The sequence below is a fragment of the Iningainema tapete BLCC-T55 genome (genome assembly GCF_014698965.1).
Lineage (GTDB): Bacteria > Cyanobacteriota > Cyanobacteriia > Cyanobacteriales > Nostocaceae > Iningainema > Iningainema tapete.
The window spans coordinates 117607-130055 of the sequence record NZ_JACXAE010000029.1 but is presented as its reverse complement, the minus strand read 5'-3'; the positions used below and the strand labels follow the sequence as shown (position 1 = coordinate 130055).

The 12449-nt window shown below is 42.2% G+C and carries 14 protein-coding genes; 5 read left to right on the top strand and 9 right to left on the bottom strand.

Features of this window, described 5'->3' with window-relative positions; translation table 11 throughout:
* Positions 1-46: 46 nt before the first annotated feature.
* Positions 47-1291, bottom strand: coding sequence for a URC4/urg3 family protein (locus ICL16_RS07265; protein ID WP_190826185.1), 1245 nt, complete (start codon positions 1289-1291; stop codon positions 47-49).
* 62 nt (positions 1292-1353) lie between these two features.
* Positions 1354-2613, bottom strand: coding sequence for a GTP cyclohydrolase II (locus ICL16_RS07260; RefSeq protein WP_190826184.1), 1260 nt, complete (start codon positions 2611-2613; stop codon positions 1354-1356).
* A gap of 293 nt (positions 2614-2906) precedes the next feature.
* On the opposite strand from ICL16_RS07260, the gene ICL16_RS07255 reads away from it, so the two are divergent.
* The 3 genes from ICL16_RS07255 to ICL16_RS07245 all read left to right on the top strand — a co-directional run bounded on the left by ICL16_RS07255 (position 2907) and on the right by ICL16_RS07245 (position 5109).
* A complete protein-coding gene (locus ICL16_RS07255; protein ID WP_190826183.1) occupies positions 2907-3377 on the top strand; it encodes a tetratricopeptide repeat protein in 471 nt (156 codons plus the stop codon).
* A gap of 149 nt (positions 3378-3526) precedes the next feature.
* Positions 3527-4579, top strand: a complete 1053-nt coding sequence (rtcA, locus tag ICL16_RS07250; RefSeq protein ID WP_190826182.1) for an RNA 3'-terminal phosphate cyclase — start codon at positions 3527-3529, stop codon at positions 4577-4579.
* Between the two features lie 11 nt (positions 4580-4590).
* Positions 4591-5109 (top strand): GNAT family N-acetyltransferase, encoded by a 519-nt coding sequence (locus ICL16_RS07245; RefSeq protein ID WP_190826181.1) that lies wholly within the window; start codon positions 4591-4593, stop codon positions 5107-5109.
* Between the two features lie 4 nt (positions 5110-5113).
* Here ICL16_RS07245 and ICL16_RS07240 read toward each other — a convergent pair whose 3' ends face one another.
* On the bottom strand, positions 5114-5356 hold the full coding sequence (locus tag ICL16_RS07240) for a hypothetical protein (RefSeq protein WP_190826180.1): 243 nt from the start codon (positions 5354-5356) through the stop codon (positions 5114-5116).
* A 146-nt stretch (positions 5357-5502) separates the two neighbouring features.
* Here ICL16_RS07240 and ICL16_RS07235 point away from each other — a divergent pair, with 146 nt between their 5' ends.
* The gene (locus ICL16_RS07235; protein WP_190826179.1) at positions 5503-5694 is read left to right on the top strand and encodes a hypothetical protein; all 192 of its coding nucleotides are present in this window, start codon (positions 5503-5505) and stop codon (positions 5692-5694) included.
* 193 nt (positions 5695-5887) lie between these two features.
* Here ICL16_RS07235 and ICL16_RS07230 read toward each other — a convergent pair whose 3' ends face one another.
* The 3 genes from ICL16_RS07230 to ICL16_RS07220 all read right to left on the bottom strand — a co-directional run bounded on the left by ICL16_RS07230 (position 5888) and on the right by ICL16_RS07220 (position 9119).
* Positions 5888-6892 carry a DNA cytosine methyltransferase gene (locus tag ICL16_RS07230; RefSeq protein ID WP_238360638.1) on the bottom strand — a complete coding sequence of 335 codons (1005 nt, stop codon included), beginning with the start codon at positions 6890-6892 and terminating at the stop codon, positions 5888-5890.
* Positions 6893-7138: 246 nt separating this feature from the next.
* Positions 7139-8095, bottom strand: coding sequence for a glycosyltransferase family 2 protein (locus ICL16_RS07225; protein WP_190826178.1), 957 nt, complete (start codon positions 8093-8095; stop codon positions 7139-7141).
* Positions 8096-8105: 10 nt separating this feature from the next.
* Positions 8106-9119: an Npun_R2821/Npun_R2822 family protein gene (locus tag ICL16_RS07220; RefSeq protein ID WP_190826177.1), complete on the bottom strand. Its 1014-nt coding sequence runs from the start codon at positions 9117-9119 to the stop codon at positions 8106-8108.
* A gap of 110 nt (positions 9120-9229) precedes the next feature.
* On the opposite strand from ICL16_RS07220, the gene ICL16_RS07215 reads away from it, so the two are divergent.
* The gene (locus ICL16_RS07215; protein WP_190826176.1) at positions 9230-10450 is read left to right on the top strand and encodes a glycosyltransferase family 4 protein; all 1221 of its coding nucleotides are present in this window, start codon (positions 9230-9232) and stop codon (positions 10448-10450) included.
* A 45-nt stretch (positions 10451-10495) separates the two neighbouring features.
* On the opposite strand, the gene ICL16_RS07210 is transcribed toward ICL16_RS07215, so the two are convergent.
* From ICL16_RS07210 to ICL16_RS07200, 3 genes are all read right to left on the bottom strand, one after another.
* Complete coding sequence (locus tag ICL16_RS07210; protein WP_337906931.1) at positions 10496-11017, bottom strand: GNAT family N-acetyltransferase; 522 nt, start codon at positions 11015-11017, stop codon at positions 10496-10498.
* Between the two features lie 2 nt (positions 11018-11019).
* Positions 11020-11310, bottom strand: coding sequence for a type II toxin-antitoxin system TacA family antitoxin (locus tag ICL16_RS07205; RefSeq protein ID WP_190826174.1), 291 nt, complete (start codon positions 11308-11310; stop codon positions 11020-11022).
* Positions 11311-11411: 101 nt separating this feature from the next.
* A complete protein-coding gene (locus ICL16_RS07200; RefSeq protein WP_190826173.1) occupies positions 11412-12446 on the bottom strand; it encodes a DUF1501 domain-containing protein in 1035 nt (344 codons plus the stop codon).
* Positions 12447-12449 lie beyond the last annotated feature (3 nt).

Genomic DNA, 12449 nt, shown 5'->3' with positions numbered 1-12449 from the left:
ATAAAAAATCGGGAATTTGTAGAGACGTTCCACCGGAACGTCTCTACTAGAATACTGTGCCATCACTGACTATTTGAATAGGGGGGACACCACCTGTTCTTAGTTGGGCGGCAATTTTTCGTCCGGCTACCCAAGTTCCACCTTGCAGGATTTTCACGAGTGGTAGTTCTTCAGCACTCTTGCCCAACTTATCACGTATCTCCACCGCAATCAGATCTAAAAGAATCAAGGTTAAGGCACGCCACTCAACGATAACTTCTGAAGAAACTAGGTGGGATGATTGTAAAATATCTAAATGTTTAGGGCTAATCAGTCCCAAATCAAGGCATAAACCTCCATTACGGTATTCTGCTAATCCAGTAAGGGCTTCCATACCAGTAATTTCCAAACCTAATTCTTGTAGTGGTTCCAATAACGAGTAGGTAAGCCATTGGGAAAGTTTATGAAATGGCACTAAGCCATCATCAACAACATCTGGATGAAACCACACATCACCCAGATTAACTCCATCAACTTCGATTCGTCCAGACCAGATCTCACCTAATCCTTGCAAAACGGCATCTAACACTGTCGTAGCAGCAAGTTGATTATGATTAGATTGATTCATCAAATAATGAACCAAATTACCAGGACGAGAATTTTCCCCAAACATCTGAGGTGAAGAAACTAAAGTTTGACCTAATCTTTGTAACAATCCCAACCTACCAGAAATTCCCAACAGTGGATTTTCCTCACTTACACCAAATCCATCTGCCAACTCTTGCTGCGTCAATGCCTGCAATCTTTTGCCATCAACTTGTAAAGAGCGCTTGTCATCACTAGAAAAAGCCCCTTGACAAAACATATGAAAACTAGCGATCGCCAACCCTTCCGAACGCCGAAAACTCAGCCCAGTCTCCAGCTCATCATAACACCAACGCTCACCCGCACCCGCATCAAGTAAAACACTAACAATTGCCAAATCAAACTTAGCCGCCGCCCTCTCCAAAGGAGCCAACCCCGCCAACATCTCATCCAAACGAGACAACCGTTGCACCCCCCCAACCTCAAAATGTCGCCAACGACTATGAAACGGAATATCCCCATCCGGATACCCCTCACGAATTACCTCAATCACATAATCCGCCACCATACCCAACCGACTCACATCGCAACCAAAATGACGAGACTTCCCCGTCACCGCCAAAGTAAAAAGTTGCCCACAACGTTCTCGAATAGCAGCAGGCGATCGCAAATACGCCACCACCTCTTTCCCCTCCTTCCTCTGCGCCTCTGCGGTTTTTATCTCCATTTCCCATTCCTGTCATCAATATTTATATTTGTGTACAGACGCCCCACCGGGGCGTCTCTACGTTAATCCACTAACGAACGCCCCTTCACCTCCGCCAAATTACTTGCATCTAAAACGTCTCCTGTGGTATAATAACCAGCAAACTTTTTCGCTTCAATTTCTACCCGTGCATCTTGAGGAATCAAATCATCTGGAATCGGTACGCGCTCCCCTACTTCAATGCCTGAAGAAGTAATAGCGTTATACTTCATATTACTCATAGACACCAAGCGGTCGATCCGAGTAATACCCAACCAATGCAAAACATCCGGCATCAATTCTTGGAAGCGCATATCTTGTACACCAGCGACACATTCAGTCCGGAAAAAGTAGGCATCAGCGCGATCGCCACCTTCTTGGCGTTTGCGGGCATTGTAAACCAGAAACTTCGTCACCTCCCCCAAAGCACGCCCTTCCTTGCGGCAATAAACAATTACACCAGCACCACCTTCTTGAGCCGTTTGCACACACACCTCAATTCCGTGTACTAGATAAGGACGACAAGTGCAAATATCTGAGCCAAACACATCAGAACCATTACATTCATCATGTACCCGCACCGCTAAAGGTTTACCTGGGTCAGCAATATCTTGTATATCTCCGATAATATACACTGTAACACCAGCAATCGGCGGCAAAAACACCTCCAAATCCGGTCTTGTGACAAGTTCTGGGAACATGCCGCCAGTTTGTTCAAATAAAGCGCGACGTAACTCCCCTTCTGTAATTTGGAACCGCTTGGCAATTCCCGGTAAATACCAAACTGGCTCAATAGCAGCTTTAGTGACAACCAAGTCGCCCCCAGGCTTCATAATCTTGCCATCAATTTGCAAGCGTCCTTTCGCCACAGCGTCCTGTAGTTCAGGCATATTAATGTGAGCCTTAGTGATTGCAATTGTCGGGCGAATGTCATACCCCTGTTCGTAATATGATGTAAAAACTTCACCAACAATCGCCCCAAATGGGTCTAGAGAAACAATCTTATCGGGATCAGCCCAGCTTGGATATGGTCCAATATATTCTACAGGCGAAGTATTGGATAAGTCAGGTTTATGGTCTGATTGCAGTTCACCCCTAGCCACTGCTAAAGCGCGATATACTGAGTAACTACCAGAGTGAGTGCCAATCACATTACGGTGTGATTGATTTGTTAAAGTAGCAATCAGCGGACCTCTTTGCAGCGGATCAATTGCTCCCCAGTTAATCGAGATGGGTTGTGAACCATAACGATTGGGATGGGAAGTCAGAACAATATGCCTGGAAACACCGTTTTGCTTTGGCATAGTCGCTTCTTGTTTGTCACTTTTTATTAATTTTTAGTCATTAGCGATTTATAAACAACTACCCAGTGGTCATGATTTGTAAAAGTCTGGGTTACTAATGACCAATCACTAACGAATGTAAATCTGGTTTATACCAATAATAGTATTACAGACTACAACAAATCACACATATATTGCTTAATTTGCAATTAAACGATCAATTTTGAAAGTAACGTAAAAAGTTACTTGTGTGATAATTATGTGATAAATTTGTGCGAACTTTAGTCCACACTTACATTCAGTGACGACAATTCATGGATTCTTTATTTGTCAATTCCTTACTTGAAGACTTGAAAAATCCTGATGAAACCATCCGCGAACAGGCAACCAAGAAACTTTGGCGTCTGTGGTTTCAGCAAAAAGGGATTTCTGGACTGCAAACAATTGAACGTAGTCAAAAGTTGCTCGATTCAGGAGAAATTACTGAAGCCGAAACTGTACTAAATGAACTAATCCAAGATCAACCAGATTTTGCTGAAGCATGGAATCGTCGTGCTTTCCTTTACTACACCACCTGCCAGTATCAAAAGTCTCTAGCAGACTGTCGAATGGTTGTTAATCTTAATCCAGTACACTTTGGCGCACTTCACGGTATGGGCTTGTGCCATGCTGCAATGGGAGAGTACGTTAAAGCTATCCAAGCTTTTCGTCGCGCTGTGGAAATTCAACCCTACTCCCACGTAAATCAAAAACTGATTTTAGAATGTACTTTACGATTAAGTTAAAATCTGAGAAAACAGAGCTATTTTATTGTATGAGTTGTCACCAAAGACTGTGAAAATTCATAGCCTCTACCGCCAGTTCATTCACTATAGCTCTCTATTGATTGGCATAAGTATAATTACCGCTTGTGCCAACAACAACTAAAATCAATATGATAATTGACGGTTCCTACGGTGAGGGAGGGGGACAAATTCTCCGCACCTCTTTGAGTTTAGCTGCAATTACTGGTAAACCTTTACAGATAAATCGTATCCGTGCTGGACGCGAAAAACCAGGATTAGCTGCCCAACACTTGACAGCGGTTCGCGCTGCTGCGGCAATTTGTCATGCCCAAGTAAAGGGAGATGCTTTGGGTTCAATGACACTGGAGTTTGTTCCCGGTAATTTCGTGCAAGCGGGAAGTTATACGTTCGATGTCAGCGAGGCACTTCCAGGGGGTTCTGCAGGTGCTCTAGCTCTAGTATTACAAACTATTCTCTTGCCCCTAGCACTTGCGGATGGTGACTCCGAAGTAACCCTACGCGGCGGAACTCATGTCAGTCACAGCCCTTCAATAACTTACATTGAGCAAGTCTATCTACCTATGCTACAGCAAATGGGTGTGCAAGCGGAGGTGGAGTTAAAGGCTTGGGGCTGGTATCCTCGCGGTGGAGGAGAAGTGAAGTTGTTAATTCGTGGTGGTAGTATTAGTGGGATCAATTTAGTTGAACGTGGTGATTTGGTTGGTGTGCGGGGGCTGGCGGTAGTAACGGAATTACCTTCCCACATTCCGCAAAGAATGGCGATGCGTGCTGAGAATTTGTTACGTGAAGCTCAATTGAAAGCTAATGTACAGCCACTAAGAGCCAAGGGTGTAGCACCAGGGGCTGGTTTGTTTCTCACTGCTGAGTACGAGAATACCTTGGCTGGGTTTGGTGCGTTGGGGCGGCTCGGATTGGCAGCAGAAACAGTAGCGTCTATAGCTTGTGAGGAAATGTTAAGATTTCATGCAACTGGTGCAGCATTGGATGAACATTTAGCAGATCAGTTACTTTTACCAGCTGCTTTAGCCTCAGAGAAAAGTGAGTACCAAGTAGCTGTTGTTAGTCGGCACTTGAAGACAAACGCTTGGGTAATTGAACAATTTGAGCTAGCACAGGTAACTGTGGATGAAGTGGAGAAAAAGGTGGCGATCGCTCCAGTAATAAAGCAAACTATTAAATAAACCAGATCGATATGAACACTTTTTTCCCAGCTACACTTCAATTTGCTGATTTCACAATGAAACCGTTACAGTTATCTGATTTAGATACGCTTGCAGCAATATGGTTAGACACAGAAGTGACGAAATTTTTGCCCAGTCGCGGTAAGCCGATTCCACGAGAGCAAACCGAAAAGTCACTTGCCTATTTCGTCGAACATTGGCAGAAGTTTGGATATGGGATTTGGGCAATTGAGGATAACTCTTTATCATCAATGATTGGCTATTGTGGCTTGCGTTATCTTGAAGAACTCAAAGAAGTAGAAGTTCTCTATGCTTTAGCAAAAGCGCATTGGGGAAAAGGTATTGCTACAGTTGCGACGAAAGCGGCAATTAAATTTGGATTTGACGTTGCCAAGCTAGATAAAATTATTGCACTTGCTTTTCCTGAAAACACAGCATCACGACGAGTGATGGAAAAAGCTGGTTTGAGGTACGAGAAGCAAGTTCATATTTTCGGTTTAGATGCGGTGTATTATTTTATTTTGCGTTAGCACACTAAGCCGCGATCGCCCACTCTTGTTCAAGTTGACCCATACCGCACAGGCTCCGACTCTTATGTATCGCCACAAATACAGCTTCTAACACCAGCTGCCAGCAGTACTTCCTCCTCATATCCAATTTGCCCAGCCCATTCTCTATTGCCCACTTTTTGACCAGCGCAGTGTCTTTTACCCCTAACAGGTGTTTAACGTTATGCTTTATGACACCAATGGTGGTTTTAGTGCTAAAATGGGACATGATCGGATTCCTTGTTGAGTTTTGGTCAAGCCACCGCTGTGCTCCAGAGAAAAGTTTCGCGGTGGTTAAAATCACTTTAATATATTAATCCACCTATAGGTGGATAGTCAAGCTATTAAAGGTAAAACTTTTTAAAGGAGTGGGCAATGGCTGGAGTAGGCAGCAAAAAAACTCAATTCAAAGATCAAGGTCTTGGGGTAGGGGACAGAAAACCTCTATCGTTTCAAATACCAGACCCCTACGACCAGATTCTCAGATCTCTGCCAAATCGTAGTGCGAAGATCCGAGAATGGGTTATTGCAGGCATGTTACAAGAAGGTCTAGCTCAACAAGATTAATTTGAGAGAGAACATACTTATTATTTAATTAGCTATTTTACTGTTTGAACTATTATATTAATTAGATGGTAAACTTAAAAACCATTGAATTAATATAATGCTTAAAGCTACTTCAACAACAGTATAAGTTGTCTATAAGAAGTTAGCGCTGCCAAGTTGACCTATTGAGTGGGTTAACTAATTTTTTCTGATTTTAATACTCGTTATTCAAATAAGCCTTAACACAATAAGCTATAACCTTTACTAATAGAGGAGGAACAGCATTTCCAATCTGGTTAAATTGGCTATTTTCAGAACCCTGAAATTCAAACCAATCGGGGAAACTTTGCAGCCTAGCACCTTCACGCACTGTTAGTCTTCTTCTTCGTCCATCGGGCAAGCGTATCCGTAACATATCGCCAGTTGCTCCGCATAAATTCCGGCAAGTTACTGTGCGAGAAGGTGCATCCAGATGAAGATCTCTGGGCTTGATACATTTGGATGCTATTTCGTACTTCTTAATATATTCATCCATATTAGGAGTCAGAAATTTTGAGTTCGGTGGCGCTAAATATGCTAATTCTGCCAAAGCGTCACCCGCAGTATAAGGTGATTGAGAATGTGTTTTTTGCGGCCATTTCCAACCGCCTTTATGTGCCACACAAAAAAGTCGTTCTCTTTTTTGAGGTACTCCATAATCGGCGGCGTTTAAGATTTGCCATTCGACAATATAACCAAGTTGTTGCAGTGCAAAAACAATTTCTGTAAAATATTTTTTGTTGCGAAAGAGCATTCCCCGCACATTTTCAAATAAAGCCAGTTTTGGACGATAATGCTCAACTGTAGAAATAAAAGTTGGGAAGCCGTCACGACTATCTTTTAAACCCAGTTGATGCCCACCGACACTAAAGGGTTGACACGGAGGACCACCAATGATAAAGTCTGGTTTCTGTAAAGACGTTGCACTTAACGTCTCTACAACAGATGATGGTGTTAAATTTACCTGATGACATGAACTATGCAAATTATGCCGATAAGTTGCACAGGCATCTTCTAAAATTTCGTAACCAATAGTTTTAAAGCCAGCGGCTTCAAAACCGAGCGCAAGCCCACCACAACCAGCAAATAAATCAATCGCTAAAGGTTCATTGTTGTTTTTGGGGGGTAGTTGCAGTTGTGTGTCAACAAAATTAGAGTAGGGAATGCACTGCAATGTCAAAGTTTAAAACTCAACAATTTAGTATAACAAAGTATAGTTCTGGAGGCTGAGCCTCCAAGAATGGGTTCCCACGCAGAGCGTAGGAACGAGTAATGGAAACCCCAAAACAAGCGCCTATCTCTCGTTCCCAGGCTGGAGCCTGGGAATGCAGTTAGAGAGGCTCTGCCTCTAGTGTAGTTCTGGAGGCTGAGCCTCCAAGAATGGGTTCCCACGCAGAGCGTAGGAACCAGCAATCGCCCCTACGATTTACCCCCTAATTCGGCGCACTAAGTCAAAGGCTTTACCCCGCCAGCTTACAGGTAAAATTGATAATCCTAAACCTGTCCATGCTTTGGTAGGCGAACAAGACTTTCCTGCCAAAACTAATTCTCTGCCTTTTTGCGTTTCTCCTGTTTCAATTAACCTCAATCCTAACAATAACTGTGTTTCTGTAAGACGCTGTAACCTAATTTTTTCTAGCTTTTCTGAGTCAAATTTATAATTTTGCAAGTAGCGCATTTTATCATACAAATAACGAATTGCCCGATTAATTTCTTGCTGTTGGGTATGAAAGCGATATTCCATCAATAATTCTGGGATGTAATAGCCTTTTTTCCCGGAAGACGCTAGGCGGATAAATAAGTCGTTGTCTTCACAATTTTGCCAGTTGGGCTGCATGAATCCTAACTCTTTTAGGGTTTGCCGACGAAATAATGTAGCTCCGATTTGAAAGCTTTGGTTAACAAAGACTACTTCTAATAAATTTTCGACAATACCTACAGGTAGATTTGTTCTTCCCCAGCGCTGAGAGTTTCTTTGAGTTGCTTCGCGATCGCGTACATTATTAATATCTATTACCCAGTGATCTGTGCCAACAAAATCAATGCTAGAATTTTGCTCAAGGATGGCTACCGTTCGGGCGAGAAACTCTGGAGTCAGGCGATCGTCATCATCAAACTTAATAAAATACTCGCCCATAGCCGCATCAAAGCCAGAGCGCATATTGTTGCTTTTACCAATATTTTGCCCATGACGGATATATTTGATCCGATTGTCTGTTAGCTGTGACATCAATTCAGGTGTACTGTCCTGAGAACCGTCATCACAAACTATAATTTCAAAATCTTGATAAGTTTGCTTCTGTACGCTTTCAATCGCGAAAGGCAGCAGATTAGCACGATTATAAGTGGGAATGCAAACGCTTACTTTAGGAACAATATTCATTTCATTAGGTTCAAGAGATAGTTCTTTGTACTTTTTTAGTGACTTTCTGCAAAAATCTATTTGTTTTAGACAATAGACTAGGTGGTTTTAGATGTTGTGGTTTTTGCTCTGGTTGTTTGAGAAAGCGGTAGTATAAAAACTCATCCCGATAACGAATATTGACATCTTCACCACGACTTAAACGAGCAAAATCAGTGGGAGTATAACCCATGTAGTGAAGGCGATGAATTGGTTTTAATCCATCTTTGTTATAAAGAACATTATCTATATTTACAAAAGGATCTGCATTGGCACAATTACCTGTTTTTTCTTGCCCATTAGGGCTGAGTGTAAAATTAAAAAACGGGCGATGACACCTTAATGTCAAATAGTTGAACAAAAAGGCATCATCCCACCAACGTGTTACCCAAGCAATTTCTCCTTGTTCAATCAAGAGTTTCTTCATCATTAGCATCTCTTCCGGAGAAAATATACCTTGTTTTGAAGCAAAAAAACTAGAACAATGTAATTTAGGACGAATATCTTTTTCCTGATACAAGCCTGAAGCTTCAATCAAGGCTAAATCTAACGCCGCAGTTTCTCTAGGTTTGATATGTTCCCAATCATCAAAAACAAAATCATATGTTTCAAGCTTTTGCCAGACACTATCCAGCGGCTTCATTGCTAAACTATCAGCATCATAAAACACAAACTGCTCAAACTCGCCGTCATAAGCTGCTAACTTTCTGAGTAACGGGCTTTTATACCAAGCGTTACGAGTTAAATTAGTTTGTTTTGCTGCTGGATGAGCAGCCCAAACTTCCTCGGCAAACTTATCCCACCGTTGTAGTGATTCCCAGTTATCGTAGAGAGTTATATTTTCTCTAGAATTAACGAACTGCTTCACCAAATCTAGTCTTTGATCGTAAGGAATAATGCAAATGGGTATATCTAAACTGACATTTGCTTCAATGCTATTGATCAAAGCTACTAGTTGATCACATACTACATCATTGGCAAGCGTGTAAATACCGATTTTTTTCATAAGTGCAACTCCTAAATATATTTATTTTAGATACAGAACAGTGACATAAAATTAACAATAGGTCATGATATTTATTATCTCTATACTAAGTATCCTTAAATAATAAATGCATGAACATCTTAATGTTATCTTCTACATTTCCCTATCCGCCAACGCGAGGAGGAACTCAGGTAAGAACTTTTAATCTACTCAAATATCTGAGCCAACACCATGCCATCACTTTGGTAACTCAAAAAGAACCGGATGTCACAAACGCTGAAATAGTAGAACTACGCAATTGCGTTGATAACTTAGTTATTTTTAATCGTCCTACAGACCTTGGTACATCAGTAAATATACGAACAAAATTACAGCGTCTAGCTACATTCTTACAACGAGGTACACCGCCAAGTGTCTTAAACCGTTATTCTGTGGAGATGCAAAACTGGATTGATAACTTTGTCCAAACCGGGAAATGCGATGTGGTTACCTGTGAACATAGCGTAAATGAGATCTATATTCGGCAGAATTTCCCAAAACAGCTAAAAACCGTAGTCAATGTTCACAGTTCAGTCTACGGTACTTGTCGCAATCAGTTAGAAACTGGGATTTCTGAAAATAAATTGCGAGACACTATCTATCTACCTCTTTTACGACGCTACGAGCAACAATACTGCGCAAAGTTCTCGAAAATTGTCGTAACAACACTTGAAGACAGAATTCAACTGCAAAAGTTTAAGCCTGACACTGAAATTACTGTCATTCCCAATGGTGTAGATTTAAGTTTATTTCCCTATCGCACCACTAATCCAGAGGGACACCGCTTGATTTTTATTGGTGCGATGGATAATTTAGCTAACATTGATGCTGTATGCTTTTTTAGTCAAGAAGTTTTGCCAGAAATTCAAAAACTTTATCCAGATACAACTTTTGATATTGTTGGTTCTCGCCCTGCACCAGAAATTTTAGCATTGAAAGACAAACCCGGAATCACTGTCACTGGGCGTGTGCCTTCAATGGTAGAGTATCTACACAAAGCTACTGTCTGCGTTGTGCCGATGCGAACTGGGTTCGGAATTAAGAATAAAACTTTAGAGGCAATGGCGGCAGGTGTACCAATTGTAGCAAGCGATCGCGGTTTAGAAGGGCTAGCTGTAGACCAAGAAAATGTACCACTCAGGGCGTTACGAGCAAATCAACCAACTGAGTATGTCACCGCCATCAGTCAATTATTTGATAACCCCCAATTACGAGATAAATTGTCTCGCAACGCCAGACTTATGGTAGAGACAGAATTTACTTGGGAAAATGCGGGTAAACATTATGAGGAAGTGTGTGTTGGCGAATTGTAGAGACGCGAAATTTCGCGTCTCTACATTGTTTTCTGGAGATGTCTATTAGCTATTAACACCAAGAGCAACTTTGGCATCAGCAATTGTCACCACGAGCGTCATTGGAGCCACAGGAGAAGAAATAAAACCGCATTTTACGTAGAATTGCTTTGCTTCCTCTGAAATAGCGTGTACAAGGATAGCTCTGATTCCAGCTATATTAGCCGCTTGTAATGTACGAAGTACAGCATCACGCACTAAAGCACGTCCAATTCCTTTCCCTTGCCAGTTACAATCTACTGCAAGCCGCCCAATTACCATAACAGGAATTGGATCTGGCATATTGCGTCGGACTCTGCTAGGCGCACTGGTGTTTAATACGCTCCCGTTTGCTAAACAATAGTAAGCAATAACTTTTTGCCCGACGGTTACAACATACGTTCGCGAAGCGCCGCTATCTTCATTTTTGCGCGCACGCTTTCTCAGCCAATCGTTCAATTTAGGATTGCCTGAATCAAAATCTTCCCATTGATGCTCTGGTTTTATGGGTTGAGGAGCCTGTAGTATCTGATTCTGCTCGTTTGCCACATTTAATCCCACGGCGATGAAGTTGTCAGCAATTTACGTAGATTTTCATTTGCCGAGGGTGGTGCATCAAGAAGATCCATAAATTGCTTGAATTCATCGTCATCCAATATAAACAGCCGACGCTCCAGTAAAACCGCTTCGGCTTCGCGACAAGCTGTCTCTAACATGAAATCGGAGCGGTTTTTACCCAAAGCTTCTGCCGCACGATCTATTAAATCACGTTGCGCCTGGTGTGCCCGGATGTTAATAATCGCATCGCGGTTTCGATTTACCTCAGTTGATTGCCCTTGCATCAATCAATTTCCTCTAATGTCTACACAATGAGTATACAAATTTTGTCTACTCATCGTCAACACACTTGTTTGTGGCAGAGACAATCGGCAGTTCACCCCTACTACAAAAATCCGAGAGCTGGAAAATCTTGTCCCAAAGCTACTTCGGGATTGACACCTTCCCAATTTCTCAAAATTTCGGCATAGATGCTCCGAAAATCATTAATCACAGGTAAGTTACCAGCGACTAAACTATCTAAAGGCGGTTGTCCACCGTAGATTCCTCCCCGGACGTTTCCTAATACCATAACGGGTCCGCCCGTGCCGTGATCTGTGCCTGCAGTGCCATTCTGGGCGGGTCTACGACCAAATTCACTAAAAACGAGGATCAGAACATTATCTGCCAATCCTGAATTTTGCAAGTCGTTTTGTAATGCACCAAGGCTTTGACTAACTTGTCTAAGTAGGTTGCCTTGGCGGTTGAGTTGATCGTTATGAGTATCCCAACCACCAACTGTTAAACAAAGTACTTTCGGTTGAGATGCCAAAATTGCACTTGCCAAAGCAAACCGATTGCCAATATCAGTGTTGGGATAACCTGTGCGACTACCTAAGTTTTGTGCTACCTTGTCGATCGCCTGACGATTTTTGACGACGGCTTGACGCAGTTCTTCTATCTTTGGATTTTCTTGTGGCACGTCATAGAGCGACAGCACTGCTTGTGCCAATTTCCCCGACAACTTTACAGACAAACCAGGTGCTAGATGTAAATACTGCTCTCTGTTTTCACCCAGCAATGTCAGTGGATATTCATCACCTAAAAAAACGGCATCGCCAGTTTCAGCTTGTAAAGTTGTCAGATAACGGGCAATCCAACCTGAATCTGCTGTTCCTTCTGGGCGAGCACTCATCCAAATATCCCGCGAACGAAAGTGGGAAAGGTTGGGATTGGGATAAGAAACGTTTTGAATAATTGCCAAACGACCTTGATCGTACAATGTTTTCAAGTCATTCATATTGGGATGAAGCGCAACTTCGGAACTGATGGGAATCCCATTTTGAATGGCGATCGTTGGTCTTAGTTGGAAGTAATTATTGTCAGTGTATGGAATAAAAGTATTTAGTCCGTCGTTACCACCATCTAATTGTACAATCATTAG

Coding starts and splice junctions, on each gene's coding strand:
- ICL16_RS07240 (WP_190826180.1), bottom strand. CDS start 5,356: ATGTCCCATTTTAGCACTAAAACCACCATTGGTGTCATAAAGCATAAC.
- ICL16_RS07220 (WP_190826177.1), bottom strand. CDS start 9,119: ATGAAAAAAATCGGTATTTACACGCTTGCCAATGATGTAGTATGTGAT.
- ICL16_RS07225 (WP_190826178.1), bottom strand. CDS start 8,095: ATGAATATTGTTCCTAAAGTAAGCGTTTGCATTCCCACTTATAATCGT.
- ICL16_RS07215 (WP_190826176.1), top strand. CDS start 9,230: ATGAACATCTTAATGTTATCTTCTACATTTCCCTATCCGCCAACGCGA.
- ICL16_RS07205 (WP_190826174.1), bottom strand. CDS start 11,310: ATGCAAGGGCAATCAACTGAGGTAAATCGAAACCGCGATGCGATTATT.
- ICL16_RS07200 (WP_190826173.1), bottom strand. CDS start 12,446: ATGATTGTACAATTAGATGGTGGTAACGACGGACTAAATACTTTTATT.
- rtcA (WP_190826182.1), top strand. CDS start 3,527: ATGATAATTGACGGTTCCTACGGTGAGGGAGGGGGACAAATTCTCCGC.
- ICL16_RS07235 (WP_190826179.1), top strand. CDS start 5,503: ATGGCTGGAGTAGGCAGCAAAAAAACTCAATTCAAAGATCAAGGTCTT.
- ICL16_RS07260 (WP_190826184.1), bottom strand. CDS start 2,613: ATGCCAAAGCAAAACGGTGTTTCCAGGCATATTGTTCTGACTTCCCAT.
- ICL16_RS07255 (WP_190826183.1), top strand. CDS start 2,907: ATGGATTCTTTATTTGTCAATTCCTTACTTGAAGACTTGAAAAATCCT.
- ICL16_RS07265 (WP_190826185.1), bottom strand. CDS start 1,291: ATGGAGATAAAAACCGCAGAGGCGCAGAGGAAGGAGGGGAAAGAGGTG.
- ICL16_RS07245 (WP_190826181.1), top strand. CDS start 4,591: ATGAACACTTTTTTCCCAGCTACACTTCAATTTGCTGATTTCACAATG.